We start from the raw sequence: 22855 nt of genomic DNA, 5'->3' as shown, positions 1-22855 counted from the left end.
GTCTGCCCCCGACCCCCAGCCGCAGAGGGATCCGCTGCTCATCCTCCCCCTAAGGGGGTGTCGCAGCGGCGAGCTCCGCCAACACATATAGTGTCTAACTAATGTAGCTTATGGTTTTCGCACATGGGTTCTGGGCACCCACTCATAGATGCATATGCATAGCTAAGTCTTAGTACCTCGAAGGCTCTTCTATGCAACTCTTCGTCCCATGTTGCATGCAGTATGCATTCAAAGGCGGTGCATGCTTTTCTGAGATTTCTGCTTATTTCTATGCAGTTTGTTGGCCTGAGCTTTGTTGACCAAAACTTAATACGAGTAAATGCGATAAGTAGCTCAATACTGCAGCCATAATCTCTGCTATAAAGCTTAGTGGCAATTGAAGTAGAGTATATATATACAGGCATGAACCTAATCACGTACTTGTCATCTCTTTGTTTTTCCCTTCCCTCTACCACAGCCTCTATAATCAGCCCCTCTGAATGAGGGCATGGCGTTGAGATAGACCTTGGTCTCATTAGCTTGACTTCTTTATTCAGTACAGCATCGTAGAAAAGTATCGGCGTGGATGGGGCAACAAGACAAGCCTCATAAGCCTTTAAAGCATCGTTATAGAGACGTGTTCCCGGGAATATCCTCGCGATTATTGTGTCGCCTTGCTTGTATATGCCTAGTGGTGTTATTCTTATGAGGCCGTTGTCTAGTCTTAGCGATACAACCACTTCACTAAATCGCTTAGAATTAATCACCATATCTGCATTATCCCCGCTCTATTGGTCAGAGGTCTACGAAGCTATAAGGGCGATAATGCACTACAATAGAGCAATGGATTGCGAAGCTAGTCGTGTAGCGAATAGGCTCGCCTATGATGCGATGCTGCAAGGACGGTTTATCGCTATACAGGATATATGTAGCTTGCTTAAAGGCAAGAGCGTCTGCATTGCTGGGGGCTCAGAGAGCTTAATAAGACAGCTTGGTGCTCTCAATGAGTGTGAAAGAATTATTGCAGCTGATGGCGCCTCTATGTTTCTCCTAGAAAATAGTATAGATCCCGATATTGTTGTTAGTGATTTAGATGGTCCATGGGCATATTTGCTAAAGGCTAGCCAGCACGGAGCATATATGGTTGTACATGTGCATGGCGATAATATTCCTGCAGTAAAGCATCTTGCTCCAATGTTTAAAAAAATAGCTTTGACGACTCAGTGTCCAACAGATTACTCATACTTTTCCTTATTACCAGGCTTTACTGATGGTGAACGCGCCATAGGTTTAGCTCTTATCTGTGGTGCAGCAAGTATAGTCTTGGCTGGTATGCGTACTTGGGAAAGAGTTGGGTATTGGTCAAAGCCTTGGCTATCTAGTAGTGTTAAGCCGTGGACGGAGAAAAAGCGTAAGCTCTCGATAGCTGAGTTTTTTATACAGCTTTTCAGCCTCTATGCTAAGGAAAATGGTGTTAAATGGCAGAGACTGTGATGACGGAATATTAGTCTGAATCCTTCTCTGATGAATCGGTTCTCGGCTGAGTCGATTCCCCTCTTGATCTAAACTGTATTGGTGGGACAAAGTATAGTCCTCCCTTCGCTATTAATTCTCCTGCGCTAATGCCCACTGGCGAGTCCGAGTCGCGCCCATAGTAGTGTTTCAAAACCTTTCTTGCAATATCTTTGAGGGTCACCATAACTGTGTAAGGCCGTATCTTTAGTTCAGACGCAACTTCGTCCCAAGGTTTTGCTTGAAGAACCTTGGCTACCGAGACATGTTCTTCTCTCTTTGTGAACGATAGTCCTTTTGTTTTAGGATACATTATCCAATAAGCTTTTACGACCTCATATATAATATCCGCTGCGGCTTCATATGTCATTGGTCCATAGGCGTAGATCCACAATCTATCAAGCTGTATGGGTGTCAGTACTGGATAGTGGTTTTCTAGCACAGGGTTACCCGTTTTAAGTATTTGTATTGCAACTTCTGTCTCAAGGTCTCTGTAAGGGTCGTGCAGACATTCTAGGAGCTTCCTCTTAAATTCTCTATTAGCTACATCCACGATCTGGTTAAACTCCTCCTTAAGTGGCTTTATAACAAGTATGGTGTATTCACCGCTCACAGGGTTACGGTCTGGAGACATATGTATGGGCAGGAATCCGTTCTTTGTCCAGAATCTCAGGAGTTGCTCGTTTACTCCAAATCCGCTCCCAATCCAGTCAAGACCTTGTTCTCTTGCCTCGTTGGAAGCCTCCTTCAACGCAAAGGAGCCAATGCCTTTCCCTTGTACCTCTGGATGTGTTGCAATTCTTACGATTCTCCAGCCTCTTGCCTTTCCGAACTCTCTTATCCTTATATGCTTAAGAGCGCGATCTGGAATAATGTTTCCAGGAGTTTTGCCTCCTCTAAGAAGCTCCTCTATGAGGTCGTCGCTTAGTCCGCCTTCCTGAGCTATTTGTAGGGCGCACACGATTTTACCTGAAGGGAGTTTAATGGCTCTTATTAAGTGATGAGGTGCGTCTGCAAGTATGGCTAGATCATCAGGTTCGTTGCGATAGTGTGCAAGAACGTATATGCCGAATAATTGTCTTAGTTCGCTTTCGCCTTCACGGCTAAAGAGGTACTCGGGATCATATTTAACATAAACTAGTTCACCTCGTTCAATAGCTTCAATGTCCTCTTTCGAGAGTTCGGCTGGTTCAGCGTCAAGCAGTAGGGCGTCGAATAGCCATCTTTCTATTGGGTCGTCTTCTGCGTAGCGGATTGGTTCGTGCATTTCTGTTATTATGAGTTCAGTGTTGGGATCGTCTCGTAAGGCTGAAAGGAATCGTACGGAGAAGCCTCTGCCGGCTCCTTCATAGCCGTGAATCGTCGTTGCGAATACAAGCTTTCTGTGGCTTCTCCATATTTTGTGTAACAATGGGACATGGATGCCTGCAGCCTCGTCAACTATTACTACGTCTGCTTTAAGTCTCGGAACATGTATTGGCTCCCAATATTCGATGCTAAAACGCGGTCCATGAATCTCAAGAATGTTGTCTCCTCTCCTCACTATACGGGTCTCTAGGCCGAGTTTATCTGCAGCCTTCTGCGCTAGCATGAAGAATGATTGGACGTTCAATAAGCTGGGTGCTGTCACGATTATCCTTGTGCGATGCCCCTTTCTGAGCTTGAGCCCTATGCCTATGGATGCTATGCCTAGGGCGCATGACTTACCGCGTCCACGGTCAGAGGTAATGACTATTGCTAATCGCTTTTTCTTCGGCTTCTCTATTATTCTTTCTAGAAGTTTTATTACGTTGACTTGGTCTTGTGTAAGTGCTAGCTCATAGAGTTCCTTGGGGAAAAGAGTTTCTTCTGGTATCTCTATACGTCTTTCCTTAGTTTTGACAATTGGATAGTCGTCTGCTTTTATTGTCTCATCTTCGTCTGCGTCATAGATGTATATACCTTTGTGTTCAAGGAGCTTTCTCTTAAACCATGTTATGAAGATGTGGCGGGGCTCTTTAAACCCCGGTACTATAAGGTTCTGTTTAAATATTGTGAGCCATTTGTCCCACTTCGCCCATGGTGGAACTAGAAAGATTATGAGGCCTCCGCCTTCGACTATTCCGACAAGCCTTCCCACATCATTTGGTTTCAAATCGTTTGTTAAATCCATGACTAGTGCCTTAAATGTTGTACCTAGGTATCTCTCGCTTTCCTCATAGCGGGCAATTGTGGTTGTGAGCAGTGTTGCATTTGCTTTAACGGCTCGTTTGACAACCTCCTTTCTTATGCGGGCATCTTTGAACTCGTCATGGAAAACGTAAAGCATTGGTATCTCTTCTTTGCCTTTGACCCTCTTGTATACTCTCTCGTAGAATAATAAGGCCCTTGCTGCAAGAATTCCGGTTTTGAATGGATTGGCTCCGCTGATAACTAAGAGCCTTCTATGTCGTGATACAATTGCTCTCTCTATTCCTTTGCTTAGCTTTCTTAGTAGCTTGTTAAAACTAGAGGGAACATATTCTTTTAATTCCTCCGCTATTTTCTTAGCAATATCTTCTATATCCTTCTTTGAAACTTCTTCTAAATCTATATTCTTAATATCAAGAACCATTACTGCTGCCCCGGCTTTCGCTGTTCAAACCCCTTATTAACGCCCTTTGACAATGTTATTAGAAGAGCCTATTATAGTCTAAAACCTATCGGCAAAACAATAAGACTGGCCAGCTGTTTTCAATTTCTCGTCGTACACATACTATCACTTTTTGAAGATAGCCGAAATCCCATCAGCAGTTTCTAGCTCGTTGAGACTCACTGTAACCTGCTCTCTCGTACTGAGATCCTTTATGGTTACTTTATTCTCGTCTCGTTCCTTTTTGCCTATGATAATCGCGTATCTCACGCCGCTCTCGGAAAGCTTTGAAAGCATTTTTGAAAGCTTTTGTGCGATGGATATCGTTGTAACGATTCCCTTCTCTATTAAGATCTTTTTCACGCTAATAGCGTACCCGAGCAACTCTTCGCCGATTATTAGTATCGATGCAGTATCGCTAGCCTTTATTGGAACAGTTTTTCCTATTTCCTTCATGGCTATAAGTGTGCGATCCAATCCTATAGCAAATCCAACCCCTGGAACATGTTCATCGCCATATATTTCTATAAGATTGTCATAGCGTCCTCCTCCAGCTATACTCACTGGAAAGCCTGGTACCTTGACTTCGAAAATCATCCCTGTATAGTATGCTAATCCTCTTGCAAAAGCTATGTCAATATCTATATTCAGATTGGGATATGTATTGCGTAATATGTCGGCTATTCTAACTAAGTATTTAATCTCGTTCACTAGTTCTTGGCCATCTTGTTCGACTATATGTAGAACCTTTTCTAAATTATCCTTGTTGTTCCAAATGTTCTTTAGTTTTTGGGAGAGTTCTTCGTATCCTTTTTCAGCCAGATATTCAGCAGCCTCGTTGTACAGCTTCTTGTCCATAAGATGCAGAATGTGATCTTGTTCCTCCTCCGGCACACCATACTTATTAAACGCTTTACGATATAATGCTATATTGCCTAGCTTTAAGATAATTGAATCGATCATGCCAAGTCTTTGATAATAATCTAAAAGCACATCAATTGTCTCTATGTCGGCACTGAGTCCTTCCGCCCCTAACAGTTCTATCCCTGCTTGCCAAAACTCTCGGTATCTTGCTTTTTGGGGCTCCTCGTATCTGAAGCAATTAACAATATAGAAGAGTCTAAGCGGCTTTGGCTTAGCTCGTAAATGTTTTAGGTATATCCTTGCAATACTGGCTGTTGCCTCGGGTCTTAGTGCGACCTCTCTACCTGCTTTATCCTTGAAGACGAACATTGATCGTTTTATTTCCTCGCCTGATTTTAGTGCAAATAGTTCAAAACGTTCCAGTGTCGGAGGAATTACCTCTAAATAGCCGTGCTTGCTAGCTGTTTCGACAAATATGTTCATGAGAGTCCGAAGCTCTGTTGAAACCGGCGGTAATATGTCCCTAAACCCTCTGAGAGGCTCTACTGGTATCTTCATGTCCTTTCTCCGTATTCTGCAAGCCGTGTCTCGCCAGGCCTAAATAATAGTGCCTCATAGTATGTTATGTCTCCGTACCGATCTACTATGGCTAGGACTGGTTCCCAATCATTACTATATGCTTCTCGTATAAAAGAGTAAAGGGTCTCGAGGGTCACTGGTCTGTTTTCTTCGAGAACAAGCACATAATGAGTGTACTTGTTTTCATTTTTCCTCTTCTTTAGCAATAGTGTATGAGGCCTGGGTCCGGGTACGGGATGTCGCCCCCTTCTCTTGAGATCAAGGTAAACCTCAAACTCGACCCATGCATAGGGGTTGCTTACACTATATAGCCTCATAAGTTCTTCGAAACTGGCTTCACTATCTTCGGCAGTAAATAATATGGCGTGTTTTTTGTAGAGCAAATAAAGCGCTTCAAGTACGTGTAAATTAGTCCTTGGAAGTTTTCCGAGTATATGTTCTATGATGTCTTTTCCCTCAACTATTTCAATGCCCCAAGGAATATCGTGAAGTATCAGGACGGCTTTGCGGCCTTTTTCAGACACATATACCCCCGAGAGAAGTTGAAGTAGTTCGCCGTTCCTGCTTTTATCCTCCCTCCTTTTCTTGTAAGGGATATGGTAGAGATGCGTTGAGCATTCTTGACAAATTAAAGATAAAGCCTATGGAGTGGGTTGAGGAAAAAGATGGGCCGCGTTTTAGGTGGCTAGATACAAGGCTTATTCCTTGGGAAGAGGTATATAGAGAGACCAAGGATTATGAACGTGTTGCTCAAGCAATAAAGGATATGGAAATACGTGGCGCACCTGCTATAGGTATTGCAGCCGCCTATGGTATGGCCCTTGCAGCTGTGTATTCGAATACAAATGATGTTAATGTATTGTTGCAGAGACTAGAAAGAGCACGCAATGTGCTTGCATCGACAAGGCCAACAGCCTATAACTTGTTCTGGGCTTTGGACAGGGTTATGCGAAAAGCTAGCCAGGCGTCGTCTAGGGGAGTTGATGCCGTAATAAACTCGGTTGTTGAGGAAGCGAAGAGAATCCACGAGGAAGATGTTAAGCAAAACGTGGAGATGGGTAAGCTAGGCGCCAAGCTGGTGGAGGATGGAGAAACAATATTGACTCACTGTAATACGGGAGCACTTGCAACAGGAGGTTATGGCACGGCTCTCGGCGTTATACGAGCAGCATTCGAGGAAGGCAAGAATATTAAAGTCATAGCTACTGAGACGCGGCCTCTGCTTCAAGGAGCACGATTAACGGTATGGGAACTTGTAAAAGAGGGTATTCCGGCCACACTTATAACTGATAACATGGTTGGCTACGTAATGTACAAGGGTCTTGTTCACAAGGTCTTTGTCGGGGCTGACCGCATATCATCTGACGGTTTTGTAGCAAACAAGATAGGAACATACATGATAGCTACAATGGCCTCAAAACACCGTGTACCGTTCTACGTAGTTGCCCCATCCTCGACGTTTGATTTATCAATAGAAGGTGACAATATACCGATAGAGGAACGTTCGCCTGATGAAGTACGTACTGTGCTCGGTAAGGTAGCAATAACTGTTCCTTCAGTAAATGTGCTTAACCCCGCCTTTGACATCACACCGCCATCCTTGGTGACGGCATTGGTAACAGAGAAAGGAATCATAACACCTCCATATAAAGAGAACATTAGGCGTGTTATAAAAGAGCAATAAAACTTTACTTTTTTATGAGATAATTATTTTTGTTAGGAAAACTAATAATGGTGTTGCGAAGTTTATTGAAAGACCTCTTCTTCCGAGCATGATATAGCATAGGATCATGCTGACAATCCCAACACTTATAGATATAGCTTTATAAACAATGTTGACACCATTCCAGGGAACGTAGGTAAATACGTCTATACTGTAACCATACGCTGAAAAGATTTCTACTACCTTCTTAAATGCTACCTCGTATACTGCAACAGCCCCGACAAGGAGAGTAAGCTGAATAAGTAAAGAATGTACTACTCTCTTCATGCCAGCATTTATTGCTTCAAGAATGCTCCCGATGATACGCATTGCTGCTAGTGCTTTTTTCCCACTGGATAATATGCTAGTAATTATTTCAGCGACTAAGGAGCTATGAGTAATGGATCTGCCGGATATGCCGCCTTTCATCACGTATATTATATCACGGGGTACTCTCTGGTCACTCGCCAGTATCTTCATGAGCTGCTGACTTGGTGCACGCACAGATAAAAAATCAGTAATAATTCTGATAGTATACAGTATATTATCGATTTGCTTTATTGAGCTAATTAGCCCTTTAATTGATATAATATTTATTATAAATATAAGTAAAAATGATGCTATTAATAGATAATTCATATCTTTTATTAAAGCAAATATTTCTAGCATAATTAAAGTCAAATATAGCATGTCAATATGAAATTTCGAATTAAGTTGAGGTTCTAGATAAACTTCCATTATTTGAATCTTCGAGAAAGGTATTATAATAATAAAAAATATATTTAAAGATGTGAATAATAGAAGAATATGATAATAATTTATTGTTATTTTTGATATAATTACTACTAAAGAAAACAATGACAATGTAATAACAACAAATTCTAATAATTGTTGTAAGAATGATAATTTATTATTTATTCTAATTATAAGCTCTTTTGTAACTTGCTCTATTAGCTTATACAATGAGTCTAAATGGTTCCCTCTTGTTATATAAAGAAATATATACTCTTTTAATATATTTGATAGAAATTTATCTTTTATTAAATTTGAAACAATATTTAGAGCTCCTATATCACTTAATGATGTTTTCAAAATCTTCAAATATTGTTTTGAAACTTTTGTATATTCTTTTAAATATTTTTGTTTATCTGGATCTTTTTGTAATTCTTCTAGTAACAAATGTGGTGGTTTTCCTCCCATAATAAGAGGTAATGAGAATAAGAAGAATAGTGGTGTCTCAGCCAGGAGCTTTTCTTCGGATATGTTGCTAGTTTTTAGCATGACTCTGCCCTCTTATTATCAATATATATGAGATAATTTCTCTTTCATATAGTATTTCTTAATATTCTTAATAAATTGATTAAAATTACAATTATCGCATTGATCTATAAAGGATTTCATAGATAATAGTTCATTTATTAAAGTATTCTTATCTTTTAGAAAATAGTTTATTAACGTTTTTAGTCTATAGCTATTATTAAAGAGTTCTTCTGGATCTTCGGGAAGGAGTCTATCCTCACCTATGTCGAGACTTGCTATTTTCTTAAGAACTATGCGATTATTATGGGGTATGACTTCGTGTATCTCTACTACTCTTCTAACTTCTCCCTTACCTGGTATTTTGAGCCGACGTAGGACTATAATGCTCCATATTAGCTGGAGAAAACTTTCCCCTATCTTTATTGGACTTGCTTTGAGCCTTTGAATAACCGAGTACGCACTATCGGCATGAAGTGTCGTGAGTGCACCATGTCCGCTAGCTGCAGCGTGTACTAGTACACGTGCTTCTTCACCTCTTACTTCTCCTATTACGAAAAAGTCGGGCCGCCTACGTAGAGCAAATTTTGTGAGTGCGAGCATGTCTATTTCCTCGTCTCTATCTGTGATATGAATGTCTCTGGTTACAAGGCTGTCCCAGTTATCGTGATGGCTTAAATTTAATTCAGGTGTATCTTCTATCGTTATGACTCTCTCGTAAGGTGGAATAAGGAGTAAGAGCGCTTGCAGTAGTGTTGTTTTTCCTGAGGCGGTTGGACCTGCTATTATAATACTTCCATGGTAGCGTATCAGTAGCCATAAATAAGCTATGTAAAGTGAGGACATCATTCCCATCTTTACAATATCTACCGGAGTCAAGGGCTCTTCTCTATGTCTACGTATAACTAATGACGACCCGAATCTTGATACCTCGCTGGAGAATGTTGCAGCTATTCTGTTACCATCAGGCAGCGGCGCCTCAACATAGGGATGTGCTATACTTAGTTCTCTTCCAGCTAACCGTGAAAGTCTTATGACTATATTATCTAGTTCAACAGCATTAAGGAAAATGTTTGTACGTATCCAGCCAAGATTTTTTGGCCAGTAAAACACCATTATATGGGAGTTAGGCCTATTAACAACTATTTCCTCGACGTACTTGTCCCTAGTTAGTGGATAAAGCTTACCATAGCCACTGAGTATTTTTCGAATAAAATATATTATTTTAGTAAAATTTCTTAATATTATTTCCGAATTAATATTATATTCTTGAGTGATTTTGCTTATTACCTCTTTATTTGTTAATGAATCAGGATCAATGTTCTCAGAGAAAAGGGCATCTATAAATCGCAGTACGCTATCCCTAATCGTATTATCAGATTCTAGCTCGTTTATGAGAGGCTCATTAACGCAATATACTATCTCGCTGTCGTCGGTAATTCCTATTTGTATCTTTACAACACCGCAAACGCGGTGTTCGTCAATAATCTTTCTAAGATTAAGTGTACAACGTATAGGCTTGAGATATGAACTAAGGCCTTCTTCTGTTTTCAAAATATGCATTTCCTATTCACCTTTGCTTGAATAAAATTAATACTCGGTATTATATCGCTTAGGAATTTAGAGTTAATATGTATATTTACATTTGTTTTAAGAAATTCTTATTGGATTTGATGAATAACTTCGTCCCGTACTATCGCTATAATTTAGTACTATATATGATGGCACGCAATCGCCGCCGATATCTACTATTATCGTTTTTGAATGATCAACGTTTATTGTTTCTGAAATATTAACTGTTTTTGAATTATTATTTGTACAAAATATTTCGGCACTATCTATGGTTATTGTTTTTGGCCCCGAATTGTAGATTGTTATAAATATTTTCTTTATAGTATCGATGTATTGGGCATTGCTTACATAGAGAATTGGCTTTGATGCTGCGCTATTTACAACGCTCATAAAGTATTGGTATACTATTACTCCCGCAGCAATAGTTGCCATAACAAGTATTACTGCTGATAATATGGGTGAGAGTGCTCTCATTTTGCTCAGCCGAGTATTGCATTGTATCTTTTGAATCATTTTGGTCTTTGATAATAGTAAACTATTTATTTAGCGTAATTGTTTCGGTTTCTATCCTATATTGTGAAAACATTTGGCTATGGATGTAGCTAACTAGTTTTAAGGGAATAATTGCTAGAGAGACTAGAAGGGGGCCGCATGAGCAAGGTACAGGAAACGGTAAGAGAAAAATATCGCAGTATGACGCCATCGCAGTTCTTCTATGAACACAGGGAGATAGCTGGATTCGGAAGCCCATCAAGGGCGCTGTATCAGACAATTAGAGAACTTGTTGAAAATGCTCTTGACGCTACAGATGTTTATGGAATAAAGCCGCGAATAATGGTTGTTATTGAAAGGCTTGAGGATAATCCTGACCATTATAGGATAACGGTAGAGGATAATGGTATAGGGATAAACCCTAAGTATGTGCCACAAGCGTTCGGCCAAGTTCTTTTCAGTTCTAAGTATAAGCTCAGACAGGCGAGAGGCAGATTTGGACTCGGTGCAAAAATGGCCATACTCTACGGTCAGATAAAGACTGGTAAGCCCGTAGAGGTTTATACGTCTCCAATAGGCTTCTCAAAGATATATTATTATAAACTCAAAATAGATATAGAGCATAATCGGCCAATAATATTGAGCTATGCCGAGCATGAGAATAAGGCACTATGGCATGGTACACGGATAAGCGTCGTTATAGAAGGTGACTGGTCAAGGGCCCGAAGCAGAGTATATGAGTACATAAAGAGGACAGCAATAGCTACACCCTATGCAGACATAATATTCATAGACCCTGAAGGTAACATGGTTACGTATAAACATTCTATAGACAAGATGCCACGTCCACCGAGAGAAGTAAAGCCCCATCCCCATGGTGTAGATATAGAACAATTAAAGCGATTAATAAAAGATGTACAAGCTAATTCAATGCTTGAATTCCTCGTTTCAGCATTTCAGGGAGTTGGGAGGAAAACCGCAGAGGCCTTCCTCAAATGGGCTAAAATAGATCCCAATTTGAATCCTCAGAAGCTTAGTGATAGTTTCCTAAGCGAATTGGCTCGTAAACTAAGAGAATACCCCAAGTTCCGCCCTCCTTCAGCAGACTCACTATCTCCATTTGGCCCAGAAATAATAGAGGCGGGTCTTCGAGCAATTCTTAAACCTGAATTTGTTGTAGCAGTTTCACGTCGCCCTAAGGCCTATGAAGGCCACCCCTTTATAATAGAAGTAGGTATAGCTTATGGCGGGGAAATACCGCCCGCAAACGAACCTTTACTTTTACGCTATGCTAATAAAATACCTTTACTATATGATGAAAAATCCGATGTCGCATGGAAAGTTGTTGACCCACGTAACTTCAACTGGAAAGATTACATGGTAGTATTTCCTGCTCCGATAGCAGTATTAACACATATCGCAAGTACAAAGGTTCCGTATAAAGGTGTTGGTAAAGAAAGTGTAGCTGATGTACCCGAAATAGAGCATGAATTACGTAATGCACTAAGGGAAGCAGCACGTAAGCTTCGTTTATACTTGATGCAGAAGAGACGTGAAGAAGAGGCAAAAAGAAGAGTTATTACATTTGTTAAATACACACCAGAAGTTGCAAAAAGCCTTGCAACTATATTGAAAGATGTGGACGAGAAAACAGTGCAAGAGATGCTGCTAACTGCTATGAAGAGGCGCTTAAGGCTTGAAGATGAAGACTTTGTAAAACTTGTTGAGGGGCTGGAGGTTAGTATAGAAGAGTAAGAGGGGATATTATGTCAATAGAGGACTATGTTGATAAGGCGGATATTGAGGCGCGTAAGAGAGCTCTGCAAGTATTTCGTGAACGATTTAGAGAGATTCTAGAACAAATAAAAAGAGGCGATAACCCAACTATAGTTTTACCTAAGCGCACACTAGCTAACACAATATATGACGAGAAACGAAAGCTATTGCTTCTTGGTCCCGAGAAACTAAGCAGAAGCTTCTTCGATCTTCACGAATCAAAGAAATTCATGCAAACAATGCTAATGGCTAGAATAATCTACGAAGCTCTTGAGAGGAACGAGTACCCAACAATCCGTGACCTCTATTATCGTGGTAAACACACAATAGTCTACAGAGAGCCAGGCGGGCGCAAACACGAGGAAAACACTTGGGATGAACAGCGTGAATCAGACGCCGTCATTAGAGACATTGAGGTATTTACGGGACTACTCAGAGAGGAAATGCTCATACTTAGCAAGGAGAAGGGCAAAGTCGTAGGCAATATGAGGATTAGAAGTGGAGGAGACGTTATCGATCTCAGCAAGATGGGGCATGGAGCTTATGCAATTGAGCCAACACCCGACCTAATAGAATTCGTCGATGTTGATGCAGAGTATGTCCTGGTTGTAGAGAAAGATGCAGTATTTCAGCAACTTCATAGGATAGGTTTCTGGAAGAAACATAAAGCAATACTGATAACAAGCGCCGGGCAACCGGATAGAGCCACACGCCGATTTGTGCGCAGGCTAAACGAAGAACTAGGGCTTCCAGTATACATCTTAACCGATGCTGACCCATACGGATGGTACATTTATAGCGTGTTCAAAATAGGCTCAATAACACTGAGCTATGAAAGTGAGCGTCTTGCGACCCCTGCCGCGCGCTTTATAGGAGTCAGCATGACAGATATCTTTGGATATAGACGCAAAAAGCCATATCTAACAGAGCAAGAAAGAAGAAACTACATAATAAAGGCAAAAGACGCTGACATAAAGAGGGCCTACGAATTACGAAACTACAAGTGGTTCCAGACAAAGAAGTGGCAAATAGAAATAGACATATTCCTCGAAAGAAAAGCAAAACTCGAAATAGAAGCATTAACTAGCAAAGGTCTCCGATTCCTAGCTGACAAGTACTTGCCAGAGAAAATAGAGACAGGAGATTGGATAGAATAGCCCTCATGCAGCCAACAAGTTTTTACTTTTAACAAGCCAGGAAGACATTATCGCGGACTGAGAGATATGAAGCTATCCCGACAGCTTGATCCATGCATTTTCTCTACCAGTGAAATCGCCGCACGAATAGATCACGCAGTGCTCCGACCTTGGAGCACAAGAGACGAGTTAGAACGCGCAATAGAAGAACTAGAAAGACTCAACCTTAGGTGTCTTATACTAAGCCCAACACTCCTCTATGAGGCTAGAAGCCTTACAAGAAAATGCCTAGGAGCAGTCGCTGGCTTCCCTTATGGATATCATACTGTAGAAGCAAAGATAAAAGAGGTTGAAGACCTAATAGCTATGGGTGCCGACGAAATAGATTTTGTAGCAAATCTCCAATTAGCCTTGCTCGGAAAAATGAACCAGTACGTAAATGAAATAAAGGCAGTAACGACCATATGTAGGGATGCAAACCTTAAGTGCAAGATAATAGTTGAAGCCCCTGCTCTATCACCATTGTTACTCCAGAAAGTCGTAGCGGCAATAGTTGAAAGTACTGAGCCCGATTACATTAAGACGAGCACAGGATTCGGGCCTAGGCATACAATACTAGACGATGTAATACTCATAGACAGAGTACTAAGAGAAAAGAATGTGCGATCGCGAATCGGTATAAAGGCTGCAGGCGGTATAAGACAGGGACTGCAGGCCTCAATACTGCTACAGCTCGGTGCAGATATCATAGGAACTAGTACTCCTTCAAAGATAATTGAAAGCTATAAGGAGGCTTGTGCAAAATAGATACCCTAATGGATGATGATACGACGGTCTCTAGAGCATAGCGATGACGACCATTCTCCTTGCTGACATAGTCGCACAGAAAATAAGATCATCAGCTGAGACAGGTCTCTTCATAGCCTCATGTGCTCTGAACCCCTACTGTCATCATTTTGCCCTAAAATATTGTAATGACTTGAAAAGATATATTACATTACCTATTTTGTTTCAATCTTCTATCTTCTCTAATATTTCATGAAAAGTATTCTCTTTGCAGAATTTGCAGTAATGATATAATCGCTTGTCTTTTAGTTTGAGTAAATCAAAGCTCACCTCAAGCTCCCAAGTATTGCCGCATTTTGTGCATCTTAACAACCACTTTGTCATTATGCATTCACCTTTTTCCTCTATTCTTGCGTTTGTCTTTGTTTCTTAACTCCCTAACCCCTGTGAATTGCTCCCTGGGCTTAATTAGTCCTCTTCTTACCAGTTCTTCAAGGCTTTTTCTAAGAACTCTTCTCACTCGCCAGCGCCTTTCGATGCTACCGAATAATCTCACAGCTGTAGTGCGAATGCTATTTGTAATAGTTAGATCACGCAATATTTTTCTTTCTTCTTCGCTCAAACTATCTTGTAAATATCGTAGTGCTAAACGAGCTATATCGGCTGGCTGTAAGCCTAGATACGGGTCTTGGGGCTCTAAGGAACTAAGATCTTGTATAACTTCAAACTCAATAACGGTTACTATGTCGTCGGGATTTATTTCCCCATAAGCTTTCCTAAGTGCATCTAGTAACTCATTAAGATTACTAAACCCATCTTTTCTGGCATCTTCGTCAGTGAGATCTCTAACTTTCTTGTATGCAACATTAGTGACCCTTACCTTGGCAACGGGTCTTCCCCCTCCATGGATTATTAATTCATCGTATTTTACACGTACTCTTCCAAGCCTAATCGTCGCCCTCTTCTTACCGGAAAGGATATCGCCTACATACTCTCCTTTAACCATGAGATGGCGTCCAAGAAATCTCTGTTTTACCTCCTTCTTCTGATTCTCGGTCACTTCTATCCCCAGAAAGAGGGCTCAGAGCAGTGGAAGTCCTTATTAGATTCAAGTATCCTTTCTACCTTTATTGGGGCTATGAGGTTCCTTATCCCGGCCCCTCTCTATAAGGGCCGGGCTTCTGATAACCCTTGTGAAGAAGGGCCAAAGCGCTGAGCCCCTGCCTTATTTTGTATAAATTGTCGCTGGCTTGATCACTTCGCGTGGCTCTGTCTTGCTATATGCCGTAATAATAGCGCCAACTTTAAAGGCTTCAAGAGGCTGTGTCGAAGTTAGGCGTACTTCCTCCTTTACCTCGCCGTATGGTATATTTATAGTTAATGTATAAGGTGCTACATTAGCGTATGCTCCCACAAGGCTATCAGCTATATAGCTATGTGAGGCGATCTTCGCCCTGGTATAGACAACACTTCTCTTTATTTCCGAGAATGCTCCGATAATTGATGATTCGAAAATAGCTACATGGTCGCGTATAAACGCATTCGTTCCCACAAGTGCGTTTTTCCCTATGTAAGCGGGTCCTTTAATTACTGCGTTATGGTCTATTCTAGCACCTTTTGCAACATAAACGGTTCCTTCAAGAATAGCTGTTTCCGCCACGTTAGCCTCGTTCTCAATTCTTATACCCCTTATTTTTTCAAGATCTAATCTAATAGCGAGTAGGTAATCCCAAGGTGTATCTATATCAACCCATTCGCCAAGCCAAATATTTGCTCGAAGACCCTTTTTAGCAAGCTCTTGTATAGCTTCATGTACTGTTTTTCCATCTTTACAAAGAAGTGAACGCAGTGTACCAGCATCAGCTGTCAGTATGCCTGCATAGACATAAGGCCCGCTGCCAACGGATAAAACCCTCTGATCAATTGGGTCGGCATCGATTTTTAGGAATGTTCCTCTTAACACTACAGGCTTTGTAACAGTTATAAGGGGTTCATAATCTTTAAATACTCTTGCAATATGCGCGGAGAGCATAGAGTCTTCGGCATATATGTCGCCGTAGATTACTGTTATGAGCTGTTCGCCTGCCACGGATTCCGATGCAAGAGCTGAGCATAGCGCTCCTTCTATGCCGCCTAGTTTCTGTTCTACAAAGATGCATCCTGGTACATTATAGCAGTAATCGGCTACCTTCCCGTCATCAGAGACAACTATAGCACTATCAAAGTATCTAAGTATTATATTGAGGTAAATATCGAGAAGAGTACCCCGAGGGAACTTAAGTAGACTACGTGATTCCTTCTTTCCGGTAATTAGCTTGATTTCTTTTGGTGAACCCCCAGCAAGAATTATAGCTTTCATTTCATAGCCCCTCCAAGCATATTCATGATACGGGTTATTCAACTGTAACTGTTTTTGCAAGGTTTCTCGGCTTATCAGGGTCTCTTCCAAGCGCAGTTGCCAGCCTATATGCTAATAATTGTAAAGGCGGCATTAGGGCATACGGTGCTAAGATTTCATCAGCCTCGCCAACATTTATGAGGACATCGACTCCCTTTACTCCCTCGTATCCCTTAACTGCTAAGAGTATTGTTGCAGCCCCTCTAGCTTTCATCTCCATTACATTTCCCTGGATTTTCTCGTGGAGTTCGCCTACTGGAGGTGTACCAAGAAATATAACCGGAAAACCAGGCTCTATAAGAGCGATGGGTCCATGTTTGCTCTCTCCTGCTGGATAAGCCTCTGCGTGAATATAGCTTACCTCTTTTATTTTTAAAGCACCTTCATAGGCTAAAGGCACGCCGAGTCCACGGCCAAGAATATACATACTTTTACTCTCCTTTAGTTTAACAGCAAGTCGTTCTATTGTTTTTGATGCACTCTGTATAGCTTGTGCAGCTACTTTACTAGCGTTCGCTAATCTATCAAAATATTCTGCATATTCGCTGTCATTTAGGCTCCCCTCCAAATTTGCCGTTCTTAGTGCAAGTGCGGTTAATGCTAATACTTGTGTTAGGAACGTCTTGGTTGCAGCTACGCCTATTTCGGGGCCAGCTCTAGTATATACTGCAATGTTAGACTCTCTAGGAATAGTGCTACCGATCACGTTTGATACTGCTATAATTTTTGAACCATTTCTTTTAAACGCTCGGAGTGCTTGTAAGCTATCAATCGTTTCACCGCTCTGGCTAACAACTATAAGCACAGAATCTCTTTCAGCAAGTCCACTATAGGTAATATATTCGCTGGCAATGAATGGCATAACGGCTCGCTTTGCAAACCTCGCTAGATAATATGCGAAAACAAGTGCTGCGTGAAAACTTGTCCCAGCTCCTGTAATGAAGATTTTATCAGAGCTAGCTATCAACTCGGCAGCATCACTTATCTCTGCACTTGAACGAAGCCCAGTATACGTTTCGTATAATGCACGTGGTTGTTCCATGATCTCTTTTAACATGTAGTGCGGATAACCACCCTTCTCAGCATCCTCAAGGCTCCACATTATTGTTACAACGCGCCTTCGCCAGTCAACTAGTCTGCCCTCTTTTTCGATATATACTTTATAGGGTTCTATGTAGCCGTATTCGCCGTCTTCTAAGACAATTACTTTTCGAGTATATTGAAGCATTGAAGGAATATCGCTTGAAACCATGTTAAACCCAAGTCCTACTCCTATCAGGAGAGGACTCACATTTCTGGCAAAATATATTCTAGAAGGCTCTTCACGGTACACTATTGCTAATGCATAGGCCCCCTCAATCATTGATAATGCTCTTCTTAGGCTATCAAGCATAGATAATCCTTTAGAAACAAAGTGTTCTAATAGATGCGCTACTACCTCAGTATCGGTCTCACTTTTAAACACGTGTCCATTACTTTCTAGCCATTCCCGTAGTTCTGCAAAGTTCTTTATAATCCCATTATGCACTACGGCAATCTTCTGCTTGCAATCAGTATGCGGATGCGCATTATCCCTATTAGGCTCGCCATGTGTAGCCCAGCGTGTATGTGCTATCCCGGAAACGGCACAAAACTTCGAAACCCCATATTTAGATACTACTTCATCTATTTTGCCCTTGTCTTTGAAAATTTTCAGCTCGGTTGAGCCACACTCTATTATAGCGAAGCCAGCACTATCGTAGCCTCTGTACTCTAGTCTTTTAAGGCCTTGAATAAGCATTGGTGTCACTGTAGGTATCTGATCCGGATCGGCAGTTACTCCGACGATTCCGCACATTTGTGTATGCCCCTAGATAATGGTGTTTGTGACGAATTAATTATAGTATCTTTGGGTGATGTATATCTATACTAGGGCTGAAAAAGACTCGTTTCGCGCGACGATGATGAATGAACCCCTGTTGCGAGCAAAGAATGAGCGGCCTTCAGCGCTCTGAGTCGCGATAATTGTTAAGTTCAGTTTCTTAGACAGCAATTTTCTTTTCTAAGTATACTAGGCTCGGTCTTTTTGATACATATCGCGGAAGTGTTGGCTGGGCACGTGGATAGCCCTTAATTTCTTCAAGTAGCTTCTGAACAAGGTCTTCGGGCTTCATTGTAATTCTATCGTTAGTCTTTCGTATTGTAACATTTAGCGTGCCTGTTTTTAGCTCTCTTTCACCGATTACTGCGATATAGGGAATCCATTCACGTGCAGCATCGCGTATGCGTCGCCCAAGGCTTATATCCCTATCATCTATATCTACGCGAATCATGTTTTCTTCAAGAAGGTCTGCAACCTTTTCTGCATAGCTCATTTGCTCATTTTCCTTCGGGTTAAGGGGTATTAGCCTAACCTGGATAGGAGAAAGCCATGTTGGTATGTAGGGTGTCTCTCCTCGTTTCTCCGCCTTGATCGCAGAGTCGAATACCATGTAGATGTAGCGCTCAACGGAACCTATTAACGCAGTATGAATTATGACCGGATATCTTTCTTCGTTGTTTTCGTCAACATATTTTATTCCAAAGCGTTTTGCATTACCTATATCAAATTGGTAAGTTGCTATTTCTCTAGGCCTACCAGCTGAATCGATTATGTGATACTCTACATTGACTACCCAGTAGTATATGCCGGCAGGGTACAGGGTTATGAGTGCCGGCTTCCCATCCCTTCTTATAAGTTCTAAGAGCATGTCACGTTTTTGCTCCCAGAAGTCTTCCGTAACATTGTATACAGCATAGTATTCTTGTCCAAGTTTCCTTGCTTCTCTGTGTATGACTTCTTGTAATTTTTCGCTAATCTTTACAGCTTCTTCAATGTCTTTTGTTAAGATATGCAGGTCTGGCATGTAAAACCTTCTCAGCCTAAAGCAAAGAGTTACTTCACCGCTTTGCTCGAGCCTGTAACTGTCTGCGACCTCAAACATTCCTAGGGGTAAGTCCTTGTAGCTAAGGACATAGTCTTTTAGCATTGCAAATTGTTGATGACAAGCAGCGTATCTTAGGACAAGGTGCTTTCTATCGGTCCATAGCTCGTATAAGCGGTCTCCATATAGCTGTGCGTGCTCGTAAACAGGCTTTGATGCTAGATCAAACATGTTTGTTCCACGTACTTTAAGCACCGGTATTCCAAGGCTTCTCGCAAGTGCCCATGCGTATTCAGATACCGCGTCCACTATTAGAGATGCATGAGGCTCGTAACGCATATGGCCATAATCTCCCATAGGTTCCCATTCAAAACCAAACTTTGAACAGACCTCATTAACCGGGTTCTTAACCTCGCCAATCTCCTTACCTAAGGCCTCCTTCTCTATGAGTATTTGTAGCTCCTTGCTAGCTCTGCTCAGATAGTCTTGTGGGTCGTAAACTTCGCCCTCCGGAGTCAATATATAGTATCTTTTCTCCACCTTTGGCCTCACTATTGCCTGAGGAGTATATGATCTTGAAAGCTCTGACAAGGGGTGTCCAAGGCAGTGTACTTTAAACTCCTTGTACCAGCCAAAAGGCGCTCTATACACATTGTACGCCCGCTCACTAATAGCCTCGAGCTCATCTTGGAGTAATTTGAGTACATTCAGCGCAATGTGAGGTGGTGCGAGCTTGCTGGAGAGATGCGCGTAAGGGTATATAAGAACATTTTCAACCTTTAATTGCCGTGCAAGCTCGTCAATATCCAGTGCGGCTTTTTTTGCCACATCTTTAGGTGCTTGTGCGTCAACGTCTTCTACTGTTGTAAATGCTATTAGGGCATTTGAGAGGTGGAGCGATTCTGGAGCTTCACTCAGTGGCTCGGCATCAGAGATTGCTTTAGAACGTGCTCTATAGTAGAACTCTTTGGCATGGATGAGTAACACCTTCAAGATCAAGCACCATTGACTGGGCTTAGTAATGATGCCTAGCACTAGAAGGCAGTTAAAGGGGAATATAAGGATAAAGCTTACGCCTCAGTCACTTAATTCATTGAATAGTTTCGGCCAGGTAAAGAGCAGTATATAAGGGTACTACTGGCCAGTCTCTTCACGGGACAGAAAGGTATGAGCAAAAAAGAAATCCGCTCAATAACCGACCTACCAGGCGTAGGACCGGCTACTGCTAACAAGCTCATAGAAGCTGGTTATGGCACGCTTGAAGCAATAGCGGTGGCAACTCCACAGGAGCTAAGCGCTGCAGCAGGCATACCGCTGACAACTGCACAGCGGATAATAAAGGCGGCAAGAGAAGCTCTTGACATTAGGTTCAAAACCGCGCTAGAAATAAAGAAAGAAAGACTCACAGCTAGAAAGATAACGACCGGTAGTCGGAACCTAGATGATCTCCTAGGGGGAGGTATTGAGACAAGAATAATAACTGAATTCTTCGGCGAATTCGGCAGCGGTAAGACACAGATATGTCACCAACTCGCAGTAAACGTGCAGCTTCCTCAGGAGAAAGGAGGGCTAAGCACTTCCGACAACGTAGCTAAGGCAGTATATATAGATACTGAGGGCACATTCCGCTGGGAAAGAATAGAAAATATGGCAAAAAGGTGGGGTCTTGACCCGGATCAAGTCATGGCTAACATATACTACATCCGAGCAATTAACAGTGATCACCAGATGGCAATTGTGGACGAACTCTTCAATCTTGTGCCGAAAGAGAATATAAAACTTGTAATAGTGGACTCGGTCACGAGCCACTTCAGAGCCGAGTATCCTGGGAGAGAGAACCTAGCACCACGGCAACAGAAACTGAACCGTCACTTGCACCAACTTGCACGGTTAGCCGAGGTATATGATCTTGCAGTAGTGATAACTAATCAAGTAATGGCACGGCCAGATGTATTCTATGGTGACCCCACGCAAGCAGTAGGAGGGCACGTCTTAGGCCATGCTCCAGGTGTACGTGTACAATTAAGAAAAAGCAGAGGTAATAAGAGAATAGCAAGAGTAATAGACGCTCCTCACTTACCGGAAGGAGAAGCTGTATTCGTTATTACTGATTACGGAATAGCAGATCCAGAGGACTAAGCCTAGCTCTCTGCTATATGGGGCTACATTTTTCGCATGCTTCAACATCCTGTACGCTTAGAATAAATCGCGACTTTTTCCAGGCTAGAGGAACCTTGCACTGATCTATGGCCAATACGGGTTGTTGTAATCTAAGCTCTAGATCGCTAAGATGATCCCTTACACGTATTTGTTTAAAGAATACTCTTATATTAACTCCTTTGCAAGCATAGACCTTCTCTCTCAAGCCCTTTGTTTTAAAGAATAGAATTTTGTATATCTTTTCATTGCATTTTACAACGTAAAGCAACTTGGCGACAAGTTTCTGAAAGCTATTGGGATCCCTGGTCTCATACGGAAGGTTCAGTGCCGAACCATGCTTAATAATCAAGCAACTCTCATTGTAGTGACTCAATACTTTCTTAATAGCTTCTTCCACAGTTCTTCTACCCAGGGAAAGCGTTGAATATAGCATCAATTTTAGCAGCTATGGTGTTAGCAGTATTATCGGTATACGATATCAAGTTTAGAGAGCTTCCACCCAAGCTGGTGGCTTCCTCTATATTATTGTTAGGGTTGCTAAGACTTATCGAGGGCTTTGGCCTTGACAGACGAGTTCTAGCTGTGTATGTTATATTTGACATATTTATACTCGTTATTATCAGCGTAATAGCGTACATGAAGCTTCTTGGATGGGGCGATGTTGCAGCCATAGCGATTATTTGTGTTTCAGCTCCAACTCCTGTTCCACCTTCCAGAGTCCTGCCACCCCCCTTACTTACGCTTGTATATTATGTTATACTTGTAACAATATTTATGTTAACAAATTTCGTTATAAATATAATAAAATATAGAAAATACCTTTCAAAACTGCCGCCTAAGTACAGACTGCTCTATCTACTTATGGCAAGGCCGCGAAAAGCAATAGACGTAGTAAGGAATCCTGGGTGGTGGTATCCCTTAAACCTTTGCGGAAAGTACTCGTTATCATTTGACATATATCTCGATCCTCCAGACATATCCAGAAAAGTCAGACAAGCCATAGAGAGTGGATGCCTAAAGCGTGACGACATAGTCTGGGTTACGTACGGTCTTCCGGGAGTGCCAATAATAACAATAGCGTATGTAATCGCACTTCTTATAGGCGATAGTATTTTCTACTAGTACGAC

Annotated in this window: 19 protein-coding genes; 7 read left to right on the top strand and 12 right to left on the bottom strand. The window is 41.7% G+C overall.

The genetic code is table 11. The features are described 5' to 3' along the window. Positions 1 to 98: 98 nt before the first annotated feature. On the bottom strand, positions 99 to 719 hold the full coding sequence (locus tag SBG41_RS01695) for a DUF447 domain-containing protein (RefSeq protein WP_317895817.1): 621 nt from the start codon (positions 717 to 719) through the stop codon (positions 99 to 101). Between SBG41_RS01695 and SBG41_RS01690 the strand changes: the two genes are divergently transcribed. After that, positions 685 to 1473: a 6-hydroxymethylpterin diphosphokinase MptE-like protein gene (locus SBG41_RS01690; RefSeq protein WP_317895816.1), complete on the top strand. Its 789-nt coding sequence runs from the start codon at positions 685 to 687 to the stop codon at positions 1471 to 1473. The two genes, SBG41_RS01695 and SBG41_RS01690, sit on opposite strands and share 35 nt — an antisense overlap. 10 nt (positions 1474 to 1483) lie before the next feature. Here SBG41_RS01690 and SBG41_RS01685 read toward each other — a convergent pair whose 3' ends face one another. From SBG41_RS01685 to SBG41_RS01675, 3 genes are all read right to left on the bottom strand, one after another. Next, complete coding sequence (locus SBG41_RS01685) at positions 1484 to 4084, bottom strand: tRNA(Met) cytidine acetyltransferase TmcA (protein ID WP_317895815.1); 2601 nt, start codon at positions 4082 to 4084, stop codon at positions 1484 to 1486. A 144-nt stretch (positions 4085 to 4228) separates the two neighbouring features. After that, positions 4229 to 5524: a histidine--tRNA ligase gene (hisS, locus tag SBG41_RS01680; protein WP_317895814.1), complete on the bottom strand. Its 1296-nt coding sequence runs from the start codon at positions 5522 to 5524 to the stop codon at positions 4229 to 4231. Then, a complete protein-coding gene (locus SBG41_RS01675) occupies positions 5521 to 6069 on the bottom strand; it encodes a hypothetical protein (RefSeq protein ID WP_317895813.1) in 549 nt (182 codons plus the stop codon). Before SBG41_RS01675 ends, hisS begins: the two co-directional genes overlap by 4 nt. 86 nt (positions 6070 to 6155) lie before the next feature. Between SBG41_RS01675 and mtnA the strand changes: the two genes are divergently transcribed. After that, positions 6156 to 7229, top strand: coding sequence for an S-methyl-5-thioribose-1-phosphate isomerase (gene mtnA, locus SBG41_RS01670; protein ID WP_317895812.1), 1074 nt, complete (start codon positions 6156 to 6158; stop codon positions 7227 to 7229). Between the two features lie 12 nt (positions 7230 to 7241). On the opposite strand, the gene SBG41_RS01665 is transcribed toward mtnA, so the two are convergent. The 3 genes from SBG41_RS01665 to SBG41_RS01655 all read right to left on the bottom strand — a co-directional run bounded on the left by SBG41_RS01665 (position 7242) and on the right by SBG41_RS01655 (position 10550). Next, positions 7242 to 8528 carry a hypothetical protein gene (locus SBG41_RS01665; protein WP_317895811.1) on the bottom strand — a complete coding sequence of 429 codons (1287 nt, stop codon included), beginning with the start codon at positions 8526 to 8528 and terminating at the stop codon, positions 7242 to 7244. A gap of 18 nt (positions 8529 to 8546) precedes the next feature. After that, positions 8547 to 10058 carry a type II/IV secretion system ATPase subunit gene (locus SBG41_RS01660; protein ID WP_317895810.1) on the bottom strand — a complete coding sequence of 504 codons (1512 nt, stop codon included), beginning with the start codon at positions 10056 to 10058 and terminating at the stop codon, positions 8547 to 8549. A gap of 96 nt (positions 10059 to 10154) precedes the next feature. Continuing rightward, positions 10155 to 10550, bottom strand: a complete 396-nt coding sequence (locus SBG41_RS01655) for an archaellin/type IV pilin N-terminal domain-containing protein (RefSeq protein ID WP_317895809.1) — start codon at positions 10548 to 10550, stop codon at positions 10155 to 10157. Between the two features lie 177 nt (positions 10551 to 10727). On the opposite strand from SBG41_RS01655, the gene SBG41_RS01650 reads away from it, so the two are divergent. From SBG41_RS01650 to deoC, 3 genes are all read left to right on the top strand, one after another. Further along, positions 10728 to 12323, top strand: a complete 1596-nt coding sequence (locus tag SBG41_RS01650; protein ID WP_317895808.1) for a DNA topoisomerase VI subunit B — start codon at positions 10728 to 10730, stop codon at positions 12321 to 12323. An 11-nt stretch (positions 12324 to 12334) separates the two neighbouring features. Then, positions 12335 to 13501, top strand: a complete 1167-nt coding sequence (locus tag SBG41_RS01645) for a DNA topoisomerase IV subunit A (RefSeq protein WP_317895807.1) — start codon at positions 12335 to 12337, stop codon at positions 13499 to 13501. Between the two features lie 66 nt (positions 13502 to 13567). Next, positions 13568 to 14287: a deoxyribose-phosphate aldolase gene (deoC, locus tag SBG41_RS01640; RefSeq protein WP_317895806.1), complete on the top strand. Its 720-nt coding sequence runs from the start codon at positions 13568 to 13570 to the stop codon at positions 14285 to 14287. A gap of 370 nt (positions 14288 to 14657) precedes the next feature. Here deoC and SBG41_RS01635 read toward each other — a convergent pair whose 3' ends face one another. The 4 genes from SBG41_RS01635 to SBG41_RS01620 all read right to left on the bottom strand — a co-directional run bounded on the left by SBG41_RS01635 (position 14658) and on the right by SBG41_RS01620 (position 20560). Further along, positions 14658 to 15326, bottom strand: a complete 669-nt coding sequence (locus tag SBG41_RS01635) for an ASCH domain-containing protein (RefSeq protein ID WP_317895805.1) — start codon at positions 15324 to 15326, stop codon at positions 14658 to 14660. Between the two features lie 165 nt (positions 15327 to 15491). Further along, positions 15492 to 16625, bottom strand: a complete 1134-nt coding sequence (locus tag SBG41_RS01630; RefSeq protein ID WP_317895804.1) for a hypothetical protein — start codon at positions 16623 to 16625, stop codon at positions 15492 to 15494. A 34-nt stretch (positions 16626 to 16659) separates the two neighbouring features. Then, on the bottom strand, positions 16660 to 18501 hold the full coding sequence (gene glmS / locus SBG41_RS01625) for a glutamine--fructose-6-phosphate transaminase (isomerizing) (RefSeq protein ID WP_317895803.1): 1842 nt from the start codon (positions 18499 to 18501) through the stop codon (positions 16660 to 16662). 184 nt (positions 18502 to 18685) lie between these two features. Further along, a complete protein-coding gene (locus tag SBG41_RS01620) occupies positions 18686 to 20560 on the bottom strand; it encodes a threonine--tRNA ligase (protein ID WP_397470761.1) in 1875 nt (624 codons plus the stop codon). Positions 20561 to 20734: 174 nt separating this feature from the next. On the opposite strand from SBG41_RS01620, the gene radA reads away from it, so the two are divergent. Then, complete coding sequence (radA, locus tag SBG41_RS01615) at positions 20735 to 21706, top strand: DNA repair and recombination protein RadA (RefSeq protein WP_317895802.1); 972 nt, start codon at positions 20735 to 20737, stop codon at positions 21704 to 21706. A gap of 13 nt (positions 21707 to 21719) precedes the next feature. Here the strand turns inward: radA and SBG41_RS01610 are convergent, their stop codons facing one another. Then, entirely contained in the window at positions 21720 to 22124 is a 405-nt protein-coding gene (locus SBG41_RS01610; RefSeq protein ID WP_317895801.1) for a hypothetical protein, read from the bottom strand. 23 nt (positions 22125 to 22147) lie between these two features. Between SBG41_RS01610 and SBG41_RS01605 the strand changes: the two genes are divergently transcribed. Next, complete coding sequence (locus tag SBG41_RS01605) at positions 22148 to 22849, top strand: A24 family peptidase C-terminal domain-containing protein (protein ID WP_317895800.1); 702 nt, start codon at positions 22148 to 22150, stop codon at positions 22847 to 22849. The last annotated feature ends 6 nt before the right edge of the window (positions 22850 to 22855 follow it).

The sequence above is a fragment of the Pyrofollis japonicus genome, assembly GCF_033097485.1.
Lineage (GTDB): Archaea > Thermoproteota > Thermoprotei_A > Sulfolobales > Pyrodictiaceae > Pyrofollis > Pyrofollis japonicus.
Note: the sequence above shows the minus strand (reverse complement) of the source record. Positions and strands in the feature narration are given on the sequence as shown.